Source organism: Clostridioides sp. LIBA-7602 (assembly GCF_056688945.1).
In genome coordinates this window covers 2,729,182-2,747,368 of sequence record NZ_CP196991.1, presented here as the reverse complement: position 1 = coordinate 2,747,368, position 18,187 = coordinate 2,729,182, and the positions used below count along the sequence as shown (strand labels likewise).

Annotated in this window: 17 protein-coding genes, 1 pseudogene and 1 riboswitch; of the genes and pseudogenes, 14 read left to right on the top strand and 4 right to left on the bottom strand. The window is 25.7% G+C overall.

Annotated elements, in window-relative coordinates; translation table 11 throughout:
- Window positions 1-64: 64 nt before the first annotated feature.
- From ACTG45_RS13085 to ACTG45_RS13070, 4 genes are all read left to right on the top strand, one after another.
- Complete coding sequence (locus tag ACTG45_RS13085; RefSeq protein WP_021385273.1) at window positions 65-571, top strand: flavin reductase; 507 nt, start codon at window positions 65-67, stop codon at window positions 569-571.
- A 403-nt stretch (window positions 572-974) separates the two neighbouring features.
- Entirely contained in the window at window positions 975-1,649 is a 675-nt protein-coding gene (locus tag ACTG45_RS13080) for an MORN repeat-containing protein (RefSeq protein WP_021385278.1), read from the top strand.
- Window positions 1,650-1,860: 211 nt separating this feature from the next.
- A complete protein-coding gene (locus ACTG45_RS13075) occupies window positions 1,861-2,367 on the top strand; it encodes a 3'-5' exonuclease (RefSeq protein WP_021385266.1) in 507 nt (168 codons plus the stop codon).
- Between the two features lie 128 nt (window positions 2,368-2,495).
- On the top strand, window positions 2,496-3,512 hold the full coding sequence (locus ACTG45_RS13070; RefSeq protein WP_479919122.1) for a transglycosylase domain-containing protein: 1,017 nt from the start codon (window positions 2,496-2,498) through the stop codon (window positions 3,510-3,512).
- Window positions 3,513-3,752: 240 nt separating this feature from the next.
- On the opposite strand, the gene ACTG45_RS13065 is transcribed toward ACTG45_RS13070, so the two are convergent.
- Window positions 3,753-4,739 (bottom strand): CPBP family intramembrane glutamic endopeptidase, encoded by a 987-nt coding sequence (locus ACTG45_RS13065; RefSeq protein ID WP_479919121.1) that lies wholly within the window; start codon window positions 4,737-4,739, stop codon window positions 3,753-3,755.
- Between the two features lie 20 nt (window positions 4,740-4,759).
- Entirely contained in the window at window positions 4,760-4,924 is a 165-nt protein-coding gene (locus ACTG45_RS13060; protein WP_479917099.1) for a succinate dehydrogenase, read from the bottom strand.
- Window positions 4,925-5,329: 405 nt separating this feature from the next.
- Here ACTG45_RS13060 and ACTG45_RS13055 point away from each other — a divergent pair.
- The 6 genes and pseudogenes from ACTG45_RS13055 to ACTG45_RS13030 all read left to right on the top strand — a co-directional run.
- A pseudogene (locus ACTG45_RS13055) lies at window positions 5,330-5,503 on the top strand (BlaI/MecI/CopY family transcriptional regulator); the annotation flags it as partial.
- Window positions 5,504-5,633: 130 nt separating this feature from the next.
- Window positions 5,634-5,728, top strand: a riboswitch (guanidine-I (ykkC/yxkD leader).
- Window positions 5,729-5,791: 63 nt separating this feature from the next.
- Window positions 5,792-6,496, top strand: a complete 705-nt coding sequence (locus ACTG45_RS13050) for a B3/B4 domain-containing protein (protein WP_479919120.1) — start codon at window positions 5,792-5,794, stop codon at window positions 6,494-6,496.
- Between the two features lie 19 nt (window positions 6,497-6,515).
- Window positions 6,516-7,205, top strand: coding sequence for a radical SAM protein (locus ACTG45_RS13045; protein WP_479919119.1), 690 nt, complete (start codon window positions 6,516-6,518; stop codon window positions 7,203-7,205).
- Between the two features lie 368 nt (window positions 7,206-7,573).
- Window positions 7,574-7,948 carry a BlaI/MecI/CopY family transcriptional regulator gene (locus tag ACTG45_RS13040; RefSeq protein ID WP_021385207.1) on the top strand — a complete coding sequence of 125 codons (375 nt, stop codon included), beginning with the start codon at window positions 7,574-7,576 and terminating at the stop codon, window positions 7,946-7,948.
- Window positions 7,941-8,972 (top strand): M56 family metallopeptidase, encoded by a 1,032-nt coding sequence (locus ACTG45_RS13035; protein WP_479919118.1) that lies wholly within the window; start codon window positions 7,941-7,943, stop codon window positions 8,970-8,972. The genes ACTG45_RS13040 and ACTG45_RS13035 overlap by 8 nt, the downstream gene beginning before the upstream one ends.
- A gap of 55 nt (window positions 8,973-9,027) precedes the next feature.
- Window positions 9,028-9,624 carry a peptidoglycan-binding domain-containing protein gene (locus ACTG45_RS13030; RefSeq protein WP_479920297.1) on the top strand — a complete coding sequence of 199 codons (597 nt, stop codon included), beginning with the start codon at window positions 9,028-9,030 and terminating at the stop codon, window positions 9,622-9,624.
- Between the two features lie 190 nt (window positions 9,625-9,814).
- Here ACTG45_RS13030 and ACTG45_RS13025 read toward each other — a convergent pair whose 3' ends face one another.
- Together ACTG45_RS13025 and ACTG45_RS13020 are read right to left on the bottom strand one after the other, a co-directional pair.
- A complete protein-coding gene (locus tag ACTG45_RS13025) occupies window positions 9,815-10,831 on the bottom strand; it encodes an alpha-hydroxy-acid oxidizing protein (RefSeq protein ID WP_479919117.1) in 1,017 nt (338 codons plus the stop codon).
- 336 nt (window positions 10,832-11,167) lie between these two features.
- Entirely contained in the window at window positions 11,168-11,350 is a 183-nt protein-coding gene (locus ACTG45_RS13020) for a hypothetical protein (protein WP_227432649.1), read from the bottom strand.
- A gap of 317 nt (window positions 11,351-11,667) precedes the next feature.
- Between ACTG45_RS13020 and ACTG45_RS13015 the strand changes: the two genes are divergently transcribed.
- The 4 genes from ACTG45_RS13015 (at window position 11,668) to ACTG45_RS13000 (ending at window position 17,980) form a co-directional block, all read left to right on the top strand.
- The gene (locus tag ACTG45_RS13015) at window positions 11,668-12,087 is read left to right on the top strand and encodes a DUF3785 domain-containing protein (RefSeq protein ID WP_479919116.1); all 420 of its coding nucleotides are present in this window, start codon (window positions 11,668-11,670) and stop codon (window positions 12,085-12,087) included.
- A 193-nt stretch (window positions 12,088-12,280) separates the two neighbouring features.
- Window positions 12,281-14,059, top strand: a complete 1,779-nt coding sequence (locus ACTG45_RS13010) for a GGDEF domain-containing protein (protein WP_234781123.1) — start codon at window positions 12,281-12,283, stop codon at window positions 14,057-14,059.
- Window positions 14,060-14,142: 83 nt separating this feature from the next.
- Window positions 14,143-15,972, top strand: coding sequence for a diguanylate cyclase (locus ACTG45_RS13005; RefSeq protein ID WP_479920296.1), 1,830 nt, complete (start codon window positions 14,143-14,145; stop codon window positions 15,970-15,972).
- 16 nt (window positions 15,973-15,988) lie between these two features.
- Entirely contained in the window at window positions 15,989-17,980 is a 1,992-nt protein-coding gene (locus ACTG45_RS13000) for a sigma 54-interacting transcriptional regulator (RefSeq protein ID WP_021385125.1), read from the top strand.
- The last annotated feature ends 207 nt before the right edge of the window (window positions 17,981-18,187 follow it).

Genomic DNA, 18,187 nt, shown 5'->3' with positions numbered 1-18,187 from the left:
TAGATATATTCAAAATTTTAACTATTAGTTTATATATTAAAAAGATGAAAGGTAGGATGAAGTCATGGGTTTTAGAGAAGTAAAAATTGAGGAATTACAGTTTAATCCATTTACTAAGATTGGTAAAGAATGGTTGCTTATAACAGCTGGTAATTCAGAAAAATTTAACACAATGACTGCTAGCTGGGGTGGTGTTGGAGTATATTGGAGTAAAAATGTTGTTACAACTTACATAAGACCACAGAGATATACAAAGGAATTTGTAGATAATAATGATACATTTACAATTGCATTTTTTGATGAAACATACAGAGAAGCTTTAAATATTTGTGGAACTATTTCTGGTAGAGATATAAATAAAGTAGAAAAATCAGGACTTACACCATATTTTGTAGATGATACTGTAGCTTTTGAAGAAGCTAACATGATTATGGTATGCAAGAAATTATATCATGACTCTATGCCACCAGAAAATTTTGATGCCAAAGAAAATGATAAAAAGTGGTATCCAGAGAAAGATTATCATACTATGTATATTTCAGAAATTATAAAAGTTCTTGTAAAAGAATAGCTATAGTAAAAATATCTAAAAATAATTCATTATAAAGGGAATTAATATAACTTTTTATCGAGTATTTAATATGGATACTAATGACTAATCAGATGTTAATTATTAAATAGATACTATTGTAAAAGAAGATGAACTCCATTTGATAGGGTTCATCTTTTTATTTGTTCATGTAAAAGTAATTATCTGAATAAAAATATTTATTTGAAACACTCAAGTGTGTTTTATAAATATCTTTATGTTAATTAGAAGCTCAATTTATTACTTTTATAATAGCTTTGTTTTAACATAAATAACTTCAATATTAATTTTATTCAATATATTATTATAAAAGTATAAATATCACTTAATAAAAATATATATTGTATTAGGTATTTTAAATAAATTTTTTAAAGGGTGATTTATTATGGAAAGTATAACTAGTTATTTTAGAACAATATTATGTGTATTTATATGTTTATCGTCTGTATTTATATTTATTCAATTAGCTAGAGTATTCATTAATAATAAAAAGATTAATCAGAAGAATAAAATGAAAAAAGGATTTAGATATGATAGGGATTTAATTGAAGCTAGAAGAGAAGATGTGTATGTAAAAGACAATAATATTAATAAGAATAATAGCAACAATAGCAATAAAAAATTAAAAGAAGAAAAAGTATTCAAATATGACAATGGAGACCTATATAAAGGTGAGTTTGTTGATGGAAAGAAAAATGGATTTGGAATATATATTTTTTCAAGTAAGGAAAGATATGAAGGGCTGTGGAAAGATGATAAGATGCATGGAATAGGAAAGTATACTTATAGAGATGGTTCAACATATACAGGTGAATTTAAATACGGATTAAAAAATGGTTTGGGAAAATTAACATATCCAAATAATGATATTTATAAGGGCTATTTTTTAGATAATAAGAAAAATGGCAAAGGTGTATTATACAAAAATGATGGAAATAAACAGGCAGGAATATGGGAAGATGATGAACAGTGTAAAAATTTAGATTTTAAAGATTTAAACAATAAAGAAATAAATAATTTTTATCAGAATAGATTAAACAATCATAAAGTGAAAATTTAGCAATTATAAAAAAATAATCTTTATTTTAGTGAAAAAAATAATATATGTGTGTTGTAATTTGTAAAATCTTCCTATATCATATAAAATTAAGTATTGATTAGTCCATTACATAAATATAGAATATAAATATATCCACTTGATTATGCAAAATTCTATGAAGCAGGAACCTTGTAACTTTAGTCATGGGGGGTTCAGAATAAGGAGAAGAGATATGAATGAATATGTAGTTGTGGATTTAGAAACTACAGGTTTAGATCCATATAAAGGTTGTGAAATAATAGAAATAGGAATAACAGAAATAAAAAATGACGAAATTGTAAAAAACTATTCAAGGTTGATAAAACCTAAAGGTATAATTTCTTCATTTATAACAGAATTGACACATATAAGTAATGAAATGGTAGAAAACGAAGAGCCTCTAGAATTGGTTTTACCTAGATTCAGAAAATACATAGGCAATAGAACTATAATTGCACACAATGCAAAATTTGATTTAAAGTTTTTAAATTACTATCTTAGAATATTAGATTTGGAGCCAATAAACAATTATGTATGTACACTAGAATTATTAAAAAAATGTAAAAGTTATAAAGGAAAAAATAAGAAGCTTGAAACAGCTTGTGCTTATTACAATATAGAGAATATAAATGCTCATAGAGCTGACAGTGATACTTTAGCAACTGCAAAACTATTTTTGAAAATAAAAGATGAATATTAATCTTAAATAAAGAGAAAATTAGTGAAAATATCCTTTATAAAATTGACCCTTAAACTTACAATTTTGTTCTTTGATTTATTTTGTAGAACAATGTATAATGTACCTTAGTATGAAGAAGGGAGACTAAAATGGGTTATTACGATGATGATGATAATAATAAAATAAGACGTAAAAAAGTCAATAATAGTAAAGATAGTAATAAAAAATCTAAACATTCTTATACTTCGACAAATAAAAAAAATAAAAATTCTAAGACAAGTTCTAGTAAAAGAATGAGTGAAAAAGTAGATTCACAGAATCTTATAAAAAGAGAAAGAGATAGTTTTACAAGAGATAATGTAAGACCTTTAAATACAGATTATAATCAAAGAGAAAGAAGAAGAGTTGATTACAAGCAAAGAGAGAAAAAACTAAAAAGTAAAAAAAGAAAAAAACAAAAAAGGATTAAGATAGCTAGAGCATTGTTATCTATTATGCTAGTTGCATTGATTATACTTTCAGTATCAGGAGCAATATTTACAGTTTCAGCTATAAAAGGGTCGCCTGAAGTCACTAAAAAATTAATTAGGTCTAAATATATAAGTAGCGAGGTTGTAAGTATAAAGCAAATGCCAAATGATTTAAAACAGGCTATAGTTTCCATAGAAGATGAGAGATTTTATAAGCATAAAGGAGTAGATGTTATTTCTTTAGCTAGGTCAGTGCTTAATAATGTATTTACAGATACGACACAAGGTGGAAGTACTATAGATATGCAAGTTTCAAAAAATCTGCTTACCAGCGATGATAAAACTATGAAACGAAAAATAAGGGATATGTATAATGCTAAGCAGATGAATAAGATTATGACTAAGGATGAAATTCTTGAAGCATATTTAAATAATATGTATTTAGGTAAAAATGCATATGGAGCTGCAAAGGGAGCTGAAGTGTATTTTGGTAAAAAAGTTGGTGAGTTAAATTTAGCTGAATGTGCTATGTTAGCTGGTATGACGAATAATCCTGCAAGGTATATTGACCATGGAGAGGCTAAGAAGAGACAATTGATTGTGTTGTATAAGATGCATGAGCTCGGTTATATAACCGATAAGGAATATAGAATAGCAAAAGCTGATGATACTCCATTTAAATCAGAAATTGATTAAAATTATAATAAATATAGCGTTTTCAACAGTTTGAATAACTAAAAATTCAACAAAATGGGTGGTTTGCCACCAATTTGCCACCGAAGTTACAATTCGGTGGCAAATTAATTTATAATTTCTTCAAAAATATTCACTGTTTCAGTTTTCATTTTACTAGTTACATGAGAATAAGTGTCTATAGTAGTGGTAATTTTATTATGACTAAGTCTTTTTTGTATATCTCTAACAGAAGAATCAGTCTTAGGTGTTTTGTCTATATTCCTTTGTAAATAGAAATGGAACATAAAAAATTAAAATAAGTATTGATACTTCTACTATATCAGAATGAGTAATAGTTGTACCATATGTCAGACTAGAAGTCGATATAAGAAAAGAGGTATTATTTAAAGCGTGGATTACAGCACAAAACCATACATTTTTAGTCTTCATGTAGACATATCCTAAAAATATTGAAATTCCAAATATGTATATTGAGCGATATATTAAGCCTAATACTGGTGTTTCAGGTGTATATAATGTAAATATTAGAGGTAAATGCCATAAATTCCAACACATACTTAGTGCTATAACACCTATTTTTTTACCGAATCTGTCAAAACAAATATCTTGCAAAAAGCCTCTCCAACCATATTCTTCACCAAAAAAGAGATATATAGAGAAGAATGACATCATAAAGGAGAATATATAATTCAAAATACTCTCATAGTTAGGTTGATTTCCTTGCATTATCAGGCTAAATGATATTGGAATAATTTTGGAAAGCATGAAGTAAAAAATTAATAAAGAACCAATTTTAATATTTTTTATAAGATACAAATCTTTTACACTATCAGAATAAAGAATAATAAATAAACTACTTATAATAACTAATATAGTATTTAGTGATTGAAATTGCTGATTATTTATTAAGTTTAACAATTCAATAATAAGTAAAAATAAATAAATTAGAAAAAATAATATTATTAATGAATAAAACTTATATTTATCATTAGTCATTCCTTCTGTATAAAATTTTGCAATTGAAACTGAGGATAAGGGTAATATCATCATAAATAATCCAAAGTTTTCTGGGTCAATAAATTGTTTAAAATATAATAGAAAACCTAATAAATAAGTTAAGCCAAAAGTTATAGAAAAAAATATTATAATCTGAATTTTCTTTCTTTTTGTTTCGTCTTCAATATATATTGGATTTAATAAATTAATCCATTTATCTTGTAAATTCAATAGAAAAAACCTCCTTTAGATTAGGATTTTCTTTTTTTGTTAAATAAATAAATTAATAAAAATGCAATTCCAGTTCCAATTATTATTCCTACCATAGTATCTATTATCAATTTCTTAAATATAAAAAATGCTATAATTAGACCTAAAATATATCCCCCAAAATAGGTTGAAAGTTTTCTTTTCATACAATCACCAACTTATACTCTAATTTAGTTTATTTAATTAGAGTATAGCAGTGAAACAAGTACAAAGGGTATCTAAAATATTACAGATATTAACAAATGATATAAATTTATAGTAAAAATTGTAATAGTGCAATGAATGGAAATTGTCATACTAAAATATAAGAAATATTATAATCAAAATTACCAAAATACATTAATAGACATTAAAAGCATTCTAATAATAGAAGTGCTTTTGATGTCTATTTTATTAAAGTATAAATTATTAATGACAATGTTTAAAAATATTTAAAATGCTGTAAAACCTCCATCAACAGGCATAAATATACCAGTTACATTACTTGCTTCATCTGATGCTAAAAATAAGGTGTTTTAAAAAGGTTAGAGGGGAGGTGATTTTTAAGTACAGAGAAAATAGGTAAACTTACACACTATAGTATACTAGTAAAAGAGAAAAAATATCTAAGTTTTGAAATGAAAGAATTTTTGAAGAACATATGTAAAAATTCAATTTCAAGCTCAGTGTCAGCATTATATGGCAAAGATAAGCAAGTAGACGACAATACCTTAGATTTATTATAAGAAGATGAATAATCCTGTTAGTATATTAAATGCAGTGGTAAATTGTTTCAGTGTGCAAGTTGAGAATAGAGTATTGTTTTAAACACTATAGTGTGCTAAAATTTATTTGTATTTTGTAAACTTAAAAATAGATTTAGTTTTCTAGGGTTCCGCATTTTATAATGGTCAGGTCCAAGAGAAAACGCACGATTATTGTGTACACGGAAGGATAAAAGCCTGGGAGATATTTAATAATATTTCTTTAGGCTTTTTTATTTTTATATATTTTAAAATTTAGGAGGTATTCTAATGAAAAGATTTGTTATTGAGAATGAGTTTTGGAATTTGTTTCCCAATGCTAAGCTTGGAGTTGTTATTTGTCATGATATAGACAACTCTATAGGAAATGAAGAATATGAGAAAATGATTTTGCAGGGAGAAGAAGAAGCACTAAAATACTTGAAGGATTCAGAGTTTAGTAATAATCAAGTAATTAAAGTATGGAGAGAAGCATTTAAAAAGTTTAAAACGAAAAAAGGGGCAAGGTCATCTATTGAGGCATTATTAAAAAGAGTACATAATGGAAACAATATAGGAACTATTAACCCTTTAGTGGATATCTACAATTCTATCTCACTAAAATATGCATTACCTTGTGGAGGAGAAGATATAGATAAATTTATAGGAGATATTAGGTTAACTAGAGCAATTGGAAATGAGGAATTTATTCCATTGGGGACAGATGAAAATTCATCTCCATATGAAGGAGAGATAGTCTATAAAGATGATGAAGGAGCAATTTGTAGATGTTGGAATTGGCGTGAAGCAATAAGAACAATGCTTACTGAAAGTACAAACAATGCCTTTTTATGTATTGAATTAGTAGATGAAAGTAGATTTGAAGAATTTGAAAATGCTTTAAGTGAGTTAGCTAAAAGGATTCAAGAAAATTTAGGTGGTACATGTAAAATTTCAATTTTAGATATTAACAATAAAGAAGTATCAATAAATTAATATTGGAGGTGATATAGTGATGGGTAGTTTTAGCTATAAAGACATCTATGTTGAGGATGGAAAAAGGGTATTGGAAGTGAACATACTTCCTGAAAAGTACTGCAATTTTGACTGTATATTTTGTCCTATTGGAAGGTCGTATAATAAAGTAGATGTGCCTCAATCTTTTTATGATATGAATGATTCATTGAAAGAATTAGAAAGTATGATAGAAAAGAATAGAGCAGAACTAATTTTTATTAATTCAAAGGGAGAAGCTCTATTGAATGATAAAATTTGTGATATTATTGAATTAATAAAGAGAAAAAAAGTACCTGTACGATTACTTTCTAATGGGTATCTATTGGGTAAAGATGAATATATAAAAGTAGCCAATATGTGTGATGAAGTTGTTGGAGAGATAAAAACAATATCAGAAGAAGATTTTCAACGAATTCAAAGACCAATTGTAGGATATACTCTAGATGAATATATTTCAAATATGATTTTATTTAATAGACAGTATAGAGGAAAATTTATTTTAGATGTAACAGTTATCAAGGGATATAATGATAAGTCTATTGATAAGATGAAGAGTATTATTGCTGAATTATCTCCAGATAAAGTGATTGTTGAAAGAATGAATGATGAAAAGTTTAAGAAAAAGTTTAGTGTATCTGATGAAAGATTTAAAGAAATTTCAAAAGAATTGTGTAATATTAAAATTTAAACTAATTTGTTTAAGATTACTATTTAAAATAAGATTATTTGGTAATCTTATTTTATTATTAAAATTTATTTACTGATTAGTCTAGTCTATTTTGAAAAAAAGTATTATAATATCCTTTGTATGCAAATAGAGGCATTTTATGAAAAAAATTTAGTATAACAAAAATTACCATATATTGTTGTAATTAAATATCTAAAAAAGTAAAATATTTAGAAAATTATATTTCTAAATCTAACTTTTAATATAGTATAAAAATTAGAAAATTAACAAAAAATACAAAAATTCACATTTTTTTCATAAATTGTTTGACTAAAAAATTCACATGTTGTAGAATTATGTTAGCGGGAGTTTTGGGGGAGGTGTAAAGAATGATAAAAAAAATACCACAAGCAGAACTAAAAGTAATGAAATTTATTTGGAGAGTAGATGCTACAGTGACATCAAAAGATGTTATTGAAGCAATGGAACAAAAATATGGCTGGAAACAAACTACAACACTGACACTTTTATCAAGGCTAGTAAAAAGAGGATTCTTAGATGCTCAAAAAATAGACAGATATACACATTACACAATAGTGGTAAAACATAAAGAATATTTAAGCTTTGAGACAAAGGATTTCCTAAGCAATATACATGATGATTCTTTTACAAGCTTAATTTCAGCATTACATGAGGATGAAAATTTAGGCAGAGATAAGCTGGATTTTTTAGAAAGTTATTTTGATAATTTAAAGGATGAATAATTATATGCTATATGTCTTTGACAATCTTATACAGACAACTATTATATGTAGTCTTGGTATTTGTCTATTATTATTTTTGAAAAGATATGTGTTTAAGAATTTTAGTAAGAGATTTAATTATTATATTTGGTTGATAATAGTTTTTAGAATGTTACTTTTTCTATTTAATTATACAATAATGTATGAAGTAGAAGAACCTAAAAGAAATGTGATAGGAAATGATATTATTGACATTTCTACAGGTAATAATATTATGCTATATTTATCTTATTTATGGATACTTGTAACCATAGTCATTGCAGTTTATACATTTGTAAAGTATACAAAATTTAAAAATCTTGTTGTTGATCTATCTTATGATATTGAAGATAATGATGTAAACTGTATCTATAAAAATTTGTTGAAAGAATTAAATATAAAAAAGAAAATTGAGTTAAGAGGTTCTGATGAACTGATAAGTCCAGCAGGTATGGGATTATTTAAATCTTACATATTCTTACCAGATTATCCTTATAGTAAGGATGAGTTGACTTGGATTTTAAAACATGAATTAATGCATTTTAAGAATAAGGATATTTTGATAAAGTTTGCAGTGTTGTCTGTCAAAATAATATATTGGTTTAATCCACTTGTTTATATAATGAGTAATAAAGTAAATCTAGATTGTGAATTATGTTGTGATGAAAGTGTTTTGTCTGATTGTTCTTTAAAAGATAAGAAAGATTATGCATTAGCACTTATAAAGTCAATTAAATTGAGTAAAAATTATAATAGTGGTATTTTGACAACCGAATTTAATAAGACAAATTTAGAAAAGAGACTTGATAGCATTGTTAAGAAGAAGGGTAGAAATGGAATATTAGTATTATTAATTCTGTTTACATTATTCTCAGTTACATATTTTAATTTTGAAAGTATTAGTTTTGATAATCCAAATCCTTTAAGAAATATAGGTATTTTAGAAAAATCAGGAACAAATCTTAGAGGTGAAGGTGTGCTTTCAAATGGTTTTTATGTAGATTAAGGATAATATATATAGTAAATATAATAATTTGAGGAGGAATTTTAGATTGAGAAAAATGAAAAGAATTATGTTAATTGCAAGTTGTTTAATTTTAGTAGCTACTAGTATTGTGTCTGCAGACTCAAATACGATAGAAGAATCTAAGTTGTCTACATCTAATGAAGAGAAGGCGATAAGTTCATGTACTATATTAGGTTATGAGTTTACTTATGAAAATGCACCAAAATTTGCAAAAGAGGAATATGAAAAAAATTGTAAGGAGTTAAATATAACACCAGATAAAAATCATAAAATATTTATTACAGAGGATGTTATGGATATGTATAGTTTAGATGGATATAATGGTGTTACAAAAGATCCAACTTATATTGAATTTAAAGGTACATATTTTTTGGTTACAGGACCTAGGACCTATAGATTAGATATAGCAGCAAAATCATCTATTGTAGGATACAATAATACTAAAGAAGGTAATCCAGTTCATCTGGCACAGGTTTTATGTAATAAAATTAATGGTGCTGGTCTTGTAACAGATGGACAGTTTGGACCTGCTACATATAATGCTGTAAAATCATTGCAAGGTAGATTAGGTTTAACAAGAGATGGTGTTGTTGGAAAAAATACTTGGGAAGCAGCAGGATATGCACTTTAGATAAGGAACAATTACTACATAACAGAGAGTGTTCTAATATAACTTTTTAGAAATAATGTAATAAGAAACACTCTCTTTTATGTAGATACAAGATTATACTTCATCTATAATAAAAACTATTTTGAAGTTTTTGGATGTAAAATAAGTATAAATTGAGGTCTTATTTTAAAATGCCTTTTATATTTTACAATCACTTCCATATAACCCTGCTATCAATATCCCTAATCTTCTGACATCCAGTCAAAATCATAGTCTCACATAACTCATTTCTAACCTTCTCTATAAAAAACTCCACACCATCAAGACTACCACCAAAAGAAGCAGTAACAAAAGGTCTTCCCATCAAAACAGCATCAGCACCCAATCCAAGCATCTTAACTACATCAACACCGCTCCTAACACCACCATCAGCAAGTATTGTTATCTTTCCTTTTACAGCATTAGCTATATCTGGAAGTACCTCACAAGTACCAGGAGTATAATCAAGTACTCTTCCTCCGTGATTTGAAACGATAATAGCACTAGCACCAGACTCTACAGCCATCAAAGCATCATCTACAGTCATAATTCCTTTTATAATAAAAGGTAATCTAGTTGACTCAACTAATTCTCTAATTTCACTAATCGTCTTAGGAGAAAAAGGATTCTCTTGAAGTTGATTATTAATCAATCCACAAGCATCAAGGTCTACACCAACTGCAAATGCACCTGCCTCTTCAGATAATCTAATCTTTTCTATTATCTTTGAATTTTTCCAAGGCTTTATAAATACAATCCCATTTCCATCATTATCTTTTAATACATCTAAATTATTCAATAAAAAAGTGTCCACATTGGTATCACCAACCATAGCATAAATTCCAGAATTGGAACAACCTCTAACAACAGGTTCTATGTATTCTTTTTCAGAAACTTTACCTCCCATATTCAATACAGTACCTGATACAGGAGCAGCGAATATAGGAGAACTCATTTTTCTGCCAAATAATTCTATAGAAGTATCTGGATTTGAAACATTATGTATGACTCTCATATTTATCTTTATTTTTTCTAGGCTCTTTCTATTTTCAATAAAAGATGAGCCACTTCCTTTGCCTCCCATGCCAGGAACATTTCCAGCACAAGCTAATCCATTACAAATTTTACAGACTTTACATGTTCCATTAAAGTTCTCTCTAGCTGATTTTAACAATTCATTATAATTCATATAAAAATCCTCCTTTTTTATAATATTAAAATTGAGCATTACTATATTGAAAATATCTTAATTGTAAGTGTAGAAATGATATTATGATGAGTTAAACTAGATAATACATATTAGATATTTTTTATTGTTGTAGATACTTAAAGTATAGCATATGAACTGCATTAATTATAGAAAAATAAATAGTGCTTGTTTAAGTATACATTTTGAGAAACTTTAAAAGGACTATGTATAGATTTCTTTGAAAATCTATATATAGTCCTTAAATTTATGTCAATTCCTTTTTTATTAATGAATATATAATATAGAATACAATATACAAAAAAGTTTCTCAAAATGCTACGCCAATCCCCATTTACAGAGCAACATCATTATACTGTGTAAATTTGAATCAACAATATTTTCACCATATTTCACCATAAAATCATCTAATTGTGTGTCAATAAACGAATAATATCCACTTATACTATCAATGTAGGCAGTCATTAAGTGTATACATTCATCACTCTTGTCTTTATACATATATATCTCCCCCTATATACAATATATAAATTTAGATACAAAATCGTATCATATTAAATATTTGAGTATGTCACATCTATGCAGTTCTATATTTATATCATTATATTAATAGCTAAAGTGAGTTTTGACAATAGGTTTTGAAAAACTGGATATTTAAAGCGTAAACTTGGATTTTAATATAATTAATTAATGTAAATGTATGACGATATATGTATACATGATTTAATTAATTGAAGATATTATAAACAATTGCTTTTATTAAGGTTATTTAAGTGGTAGAATAACTTGGAGATTAATAATTATAAGGAGGATATAATATGAGTTTATATAAGTTTACATATGATGATAAGGAATATTTGTTAAAAGAGGAGAATTGTAGTGCTTTAATAAATGATGAAGAAAATCCAATTCAAGGAATAAGTGTTTCAAAAATAATTGATATACTTAATGAAGTAGATGAGGTTGATTTTGACATAGAATATTATCAAGAGGCATGTCCATTATGTCTAGAAGGAGTTAAAGAAAAGAAAAAATTCTTTCCTTTCTTAGAATATCATTTTTATATTTTTAGTAAAGATGGAAAATATGTAATAAGTAACATATCTAGTGATTATGAAGGATTATCTTTTAATAAATTATCAAGAGCAAATAAAGTTGATAATAGTTATATTGTGAGTGTGATAATTTGCGAAAATTGTCAGGATTATGTAATTCAGATAGAAAATTGTATAGTTTAATGTAAAGTATGTCTTAATTTAGGAGAAATTTCTAAATTGGGACACCGACTTTTTTATCAAATAGTATGGAAAATTACTAAATTTATGAGATAATGTAAGTCGGAGGTGAGTTACAATATATATTAAATGTTCGGAAGAGATAGATGATACAATTTTAGATTTAATGTTTAGGTTAACCTTGAATGAAAGATTATTGAATAATAATGATTTTATTGAAAATAAAATTGATGTAGTAAAGAATTCAATCGATTGCTATAAAATTGAACAAAATAGTTTGATGCTATTAAAATTAAATTTTTTGTTAGCTTTATTATATGGTATTCAAGGGCTTAGTGAAAAAATGAAAGAGTATATTTTGATTTCCTATAAATATATTAGTAAAGACTTACCTAAAGATTATAAGTTTCTAGCACGATTTTATTCACAAATAGCTATTTTAAGTTTTAAAAATGAAGATATAAATAATACAAAGCTACATATAGATAAATTTAATGTTATTTGTAATGATAATAATTGTTCAATTGAAGAGATTATTTTCAAATCACAACTTATTTATATTAAGGCAAGTAAGTGTATAGAGTCTTCTATAATAATTAAAGAGATAGAAGATTTATATATAAAGGTAAAAGAAATCAACGATTTTAATTGTAAAAAAATATATTTTTTTATTGTTGGTAAAATATATTTTTTATTTTTAGATGATGCTATAATTGCTAAAGTAAATTTTTTAAAAGCAAGAAAATATGCAGGTTTATTGAAGGACATGGAAGTATCTTCGTTATGTAATATAAAAATAGGTGAATGTGAGTGTTCATTTGAAAATTATGAAGGTTCAATAGAGTATTTTAATGAAGTAATAAGTAATAAAAAATATATAAATGTAGATACAATACAAAAATATAGAGCATCAAATAATATAACTAAAATATTAATAAAAACTAAAAACTATTCTGAGGCGATAAATAATTTAGCAAAATCTGAAGTATATTTAGAAAAAATTAAAAATCAAAATTTAAAAGAAGTTGAGAAGTTCGATTTATTTATAAGTTTAGCTATGTATTATGCAAAAAGTAATGAAAACTCATTTGAACAATCAATTTGTTATTTAGATAGAGCTAAAAATATATTAAGTATTATAAAAAATGAAGAAGAATATATAATGTATGATTTGGAAGTAGATTATCATCAAGTAAAGATATATTATAGTTTTGGAGATTATAATAGTGCATTAAATACAAGCAAAAAACTACTTGAGAAATCTAAAAATGCTAAAAATTATAATTATGTGAAGTTATCATATAAGAATATATATATGTGTTTTGAAAAACTTCAAGATTATGAAATGAGCATGAAATACTTTAAAATATATTATGAGTTAAAAATGATGTATGTAAAAGCTAGAAATAGAAACTATATAGATTCTTTAAATTATAGACACGAATATATTGAAAAAGAAATAAATAACATGAGAAAAGTAAAAATTGATTTAGATAAGAAAAAATATATGGACCATTTGACAAGTGCATATAATAGAAGTTTTCTGAATGATTTTTTAGAAATGCAGGAAGTAAGCGAATACAGTACTGCGTTTATGATAGATGTAGATTACTTTAAAGACTACAATGATACCTATGGGCATTATAATGGTGATATTGCTCTTAAAAATATAACTACAATAATAAAAAAATATCTAAAAAAAGACATGCTTATGATAAGGTATGGTGGAGAAGAATTTTTAGTACTGTCTGTATGTAAAGATTATAAAAAAAGTAAAATATTTGGAAGAAAGTTGTGTAGAATTGTAAAAAAATTTTTAAACAATAATTTAACTGTTAGTATTGGTATTGATACATGTAAAAATAGTAGTATAGATATAAGGGAAATAATTGGAAATGCGGATAAGGCCTTGTATAAAGCAAAACAAAGTGGAAGAAATAGATGCTTGCATTATCATGATTTTAAGAATTTTTAACTATTTAAATAGGATTGGTGATTTACTTGAAAGGATGTTCAATAGAAGATTTAAAGAGAAATATAAAAAAGATAGAATATGATATGTTGACTAAATTCTATCTAAATTTGACAGATTTAAACTACATCTTGGATTATCACAAAGAACTCTTAAATACAAACATAGAAGTTAAGAATAAAGTTTATGTTTTATATTTAATTAGTTTAATAAACTATATAAAAAAAGATAGGGAAGCATCATACAAATATTTGATAGATTCATTAAAGGATATTAAAAAATTGCCATTAAAAGAGAATGCAGAAATAATATCTAAGATTTATATCTATCTTACATTATCAGCTATTTCTATAAGAAAATATGATAAGGCAAGTAACTTTTATTTTTTAGCAAAAAAGATTATAAAACAATATCACTTAAATGAGTTGTTAGTCTTGTTTAATATGAATTTATGTGTAGAAATAAGTGCATTATATCAGACCAAAACGGACGTAATATCCTTAGTAGAGGAAGTATCTTTTTTTACAAATTTAAAAAACAAAACGCTTGTAAGTAGAGCAAACTATATATTTGGAAGAGTCTATCTATATTTATTTAATAACTTTATAAAGAGCATGGAGTATTTAATTGAATGCCTAAGGTTGGCTCAAGAAAATAACTTATATTCTATAGAAGCTTTTTGCAAATGTATAATAAGCTTGTGTTATTTGGAAAGTGGAAACAATATAGAAGCTATAAAATACATAAAGAATGTACTAGATGTTGCACACAATAATAATTCAATATCACTAACTGAAAGAGTTGCCATAAAAATAGACCTTATATGGGCGTATCTAAAGGAAGGTATGAACAAAGAAGCAGAAGATATCTTAGTAAATGCTATAAAATTGATGAAAGTTGTTGAAGGAGTATATAAAGATTATTTGTACTCATTTATATTTTTGTATTCAGCTGAAATTGAGTTAAAGAAAGATAATTTTAATTTTGAAATAGTAAATGCATATTTGATTTTATCAAAAAACATATATAAAAGCTTTGGAGATGTTTTTATATATAATTCTAAACTAGATTATATATATAAGTTGTATGGAGACTTATATATAAAATTTGGTAGTATAGATGAAGGTATAAGCTATTATCTAAAAGGCTTAAACTTAGTTAAAAAAAGTTCATTAAACCCTAAAAAAATGTCTATATTTTATGGACTAATAGCAAATGGATATGAACTAAAAAAAGATTTTAAACTAGCAATAGAATATTATAAAAGTATGGATTGGTACTCTGATAAGTGGGAAAAAAATAATTCCTATAAAACATCTCAGGGAATTCATAAACAATATGAACTTAGACAAAAACAAGAAAGTTTAAGGGCTCTTGTGGATAATAATAAAAAGTTAGAAAATGATATTTTAAAAGATGGACTTACTCAGCTATATAATAGAAGATATTTGGAAGAACAATTAGATTTATTTAATGGAGTCAGAGATAAAAATATGGTCGCAATATTGGTAGATATAGATTATTTTAAAAGTTACAATGATAACTATGGTCATCTAGCAGGAGATAAAGTTATAATTAAGGTAACTGATATTATAAGAAATGTATTTATAGATATTACAGAACACATAATTAGATACGGAGGCGAAGAAATCTTAATATTAGTGGATTCTATAAAATCAGTAAATATTGAAGAAATTAATAATATAGAATTATATATTAAAAGAGTCTTCAAACTTCTTGAATTTGAAGGTATTGAACATATGCATTCTAAAGTAAAAAAACATATAACTATAAGTGCTGGAGTAAGTATAAAAAGATGTCGTAGTAGAAAAGATGTTGAACTATTAATTGAAGATGCAGATAAAAAACTATATAAATCAAAAAAAGCAGGTAGAAATCAATATATTATAATTTAAAATTGAGGTGATTTTATTGAGAAAAAAAATAGGAATTATAGCCTCTGATATTGAATTAAAAGAAAGAATAGAAGAATTATATAGAGAAGATGTAGAAAATGGAACTTTAATAATCGACATACTTAATCTAGACTTAATGGAAAATCAAGGACGTATACTTGTTGAAAAAGGTGCACAAGCTATAATTGGTAGAGGTGGAGGTTATAGTCTAGTAATAGATACAGTAAATGTACCTGTTATACCAATGAATATGAAATCAACTGACCTCTTAAGGGCAATAGAAATAGCAAAGAGATATTCTAAAAAAGTAGTATTGATTCTTGGAGATAATGAGGTTTCTTTTGATTATGTTGGCTGGAGAAATGTTATAAGTACTGAAATAACCGAGGAATGGTTTGAATCTAAATATGAAATAAGAAGTAAGGTTGTAAAATATATAGACCAAAAAGATGAAGTAGTAATAGTAGGTGGAGGTCTAGCTTGTTCTTTTGCAAGACAATATGGCATTGATAGTGTATTTGCAACTGCGAGTGATGAATCTATAAGAGAAGCTGTTGAGTATTGTAAGAAATTATTAGATACATTAGGTGAAGAAAAATTTAATAATGAAGTCTTACGAAATATACTTGATGGTATAAAAGATGGAGTAATCGCTATAGATAGTAATGGTAGTATAATTTTATACAATGAAAGTGCAAAAAACATGCTTAAAGTGGAGAGAAAATGTGCACTTAATAAATACATACTAGATGTATTTCCCAAAATGGAGTGGATGTTAGACTGTTTACATGAAAAAAATGATGTAGAAGATAGAAAGATAAGAAATATAAATAGCTTAATTGTTAATACTAGAACTACATTGATAAAAGTAGACAATAGCACTTATGGAGTCTTAGGAATAATACAAGATATAACAAAATTACAAAACTTAGAAAGAAAAATAAGATTTGATTTAAATCAAAAAGGTCTCTATGCTAGATATACTTTTGATGATTTTTTATTTAAAGATAAATTAACTAAAGAATTTATTGAAGAAGCTAAAAAAATTGGAAAAAGTGATTATACAACTTTACTATATGGAGAAAGTGGGTCTGGTAAAGAAATTATAGCTCATAGTATACATAACATAAGTAGAAGAAAAGATAGACCTTTTGTTGCAATAAATTGCGCTACTATAGCAGAAAATTTGCTTGAAAGTGAACTTTTTGGATACGAAGAAGGTGCGTTTACTGGTGCTAGAAAAGGTGGAAAAAGAGGACTATTTGAACTTGCACATGGAGGGACTCTTTTCTTAGATGAAATAAATAGTCTATCCTTTAATATTCAGACAAAACTATTGAGAGTAATAGAGGAACGCCAAATAATGAGAATTGGTTCTGACTATATAATACCTTTGGATATAAGAATCATAGCAGCAACAAATGAATCTTTAACTGAAAAAATAGTTATGGGTACATTTAGAGCAGATTTATTTTACAGGTTGAGTAGTTTAGAGATAAATATTCCGCCTTTAAGAGATAGAAGAGAAGATATAATACCACTGTTCAATAATTTTGTAAATGAAGTATTAAAGGATGATGGTCTTAATGGAATAAACAGCATAGATGAAAATTTTGTTTTAACTGAAGATGAAATTAATAAGCTGTATAATTATAGTTGGCCTGGAAATGTAAGAGAATTGAAAACAATAGCCCAGAAATATGTTGTGACAGGAAAAATTAAATTGAGAAAAGAACGAGATTTTAAAACTCAAAAAGTAGAATCTAGCTCTGAAATAGACAAATTTAATTCTGAAACTACAGCCAGTGTAGAAATACAAGATGAAGTTGTAGATATAAGTAAGATAAATGATGGTAAGGTATGTATAGATGTAAAAGAGGTAAATAAGTATGTTGAAGAAAAAATAATAAGCATGCTTTTTGCTCAGGGGCTTTCCAAAAATGAAGTTGCACAAGTTCTTGGGATAAGTAGGACATCTTTATGGAAAAAGTATAACAAAAATCTTTAGATAGAAATACATATATATCATTTTAAAAATAATGTTAATTTTTTTAAACAAGTGTTAAAAAAAATTAACATTATTTTTTTGCAATTTTTTGTTTTTTTAGACAAGCATATATATTTACAAGAAAAATAACTAAAATACTTAATTTAATAATGAAAAAAATCAGAATTCTAAACAAAAGTAGTTTTACATAAAGTAAAATTTATTGGC

What these genes read in the sequence shown, in the direction of transcription:
- ACTG45_RS13085 (WP_021385273.1), top strand. Translation starts at nt 65, where the DNA reads ATGGGTTTTAGAGAAGTAAAAATTGAGGAATTACAGTTTAATCCATTT.
- ACTG45_RS13080 (WP_021385278.1), top strand. Translation starts at nt 975, where the DNA reads ATGGAAAGTATAACTAGTTATTTTAGAACAATATTATGTGTATTTATA.
- ACTG45_RS13075 (WP_021385266.1), top strand. Translation starts at nt 1,861, where the DNA reads ATGAATGAATATGTAGTTGTGGATTTAGAAACTACAGGTTTAGATCCA.
- ACTG45_RS13070 (WP_479919122.1), top strand. Translation starts at nt 2,496, where the DNA reads ATGGGTTATTACGATGATGATGATAATAATAAAATAAGACGTAAAAAA.
- ACTG45_RS13060 (WP_479917099.1), bottom strand. Translation starts at nt 4,924, where the DNA reads ATGAAAAGAAAACTTTCAACCTATTTTGGGGGATATATTTTAGGTCTA.
- ACTG45_RS13050 (WP_479919120.1), top strand. Translation starts at nt 5,792, where the DNA reads ATGAAAAGATTTGTTATTGAGAATGAGTTTTGGAATTTGTTTCCCAAT.
- ACTG45_RS13045 (WP_479919119.1), top strand. Translation starts at nt 6,516, where the DNA reads ATGGGTAGTTTTAGCTATAAAGACATCTATGTTGAGGATGGAAAAAGG.
- ACTG45_RS13040 (WP_021385207.1), top strand. Translation starts at nt 7,574, where the DNA reads ATGATAAAAAAAATACCACAAGCAGAACTAAAAGTAATGAAATTTATT.
- ACTG45_RS13035 (WP_479919118.1), top strand. Translation starts at nt 7,941, where the DNA reads ATGAATAATTATATGCTATATGTCTTTGACAATCTTATACAGACAACT.
- ACTG45_RS13030 (WP_479920297.1), top strand. Translation starts at nt 9,028, where the DNA reads ATGAAAAGAATTATGTTAATTGCAAGTTGTTTAATTTTAGTAGCTACT.
- ACTG45_RS13025 (WP_479919117.1), bottom strand. Translation starts at nt 10,831, where the DNA reads ATGAATTATAATGAATTGTTAAAATCAGCTAGAGAGAACTTTAATGGA.
- ACTG45_RS13020 (WP_227432649.1), bottom strand. Translation starts at nt 11,350, where the DNA reads ATGTATAAAGACAAGAGTGATGAATGTATACACTTAATGACTGCCTAC.
- ACTG45_RS13015 (WP_479919116.1), top strand. Translation starts at nt 11,668, where the DNA reads ATGAGTTTATATAAGTTTACATATGATGATAAGGAATATTTGTTAAAA.
- ACTG45_RS13005 (WP_479920296.1), top strand. Translation starts at nt 14,143, where the DNA reads ATGTTGACTAAATTCTATCTAAATTTGACAGATTTAAACTACATCTTG.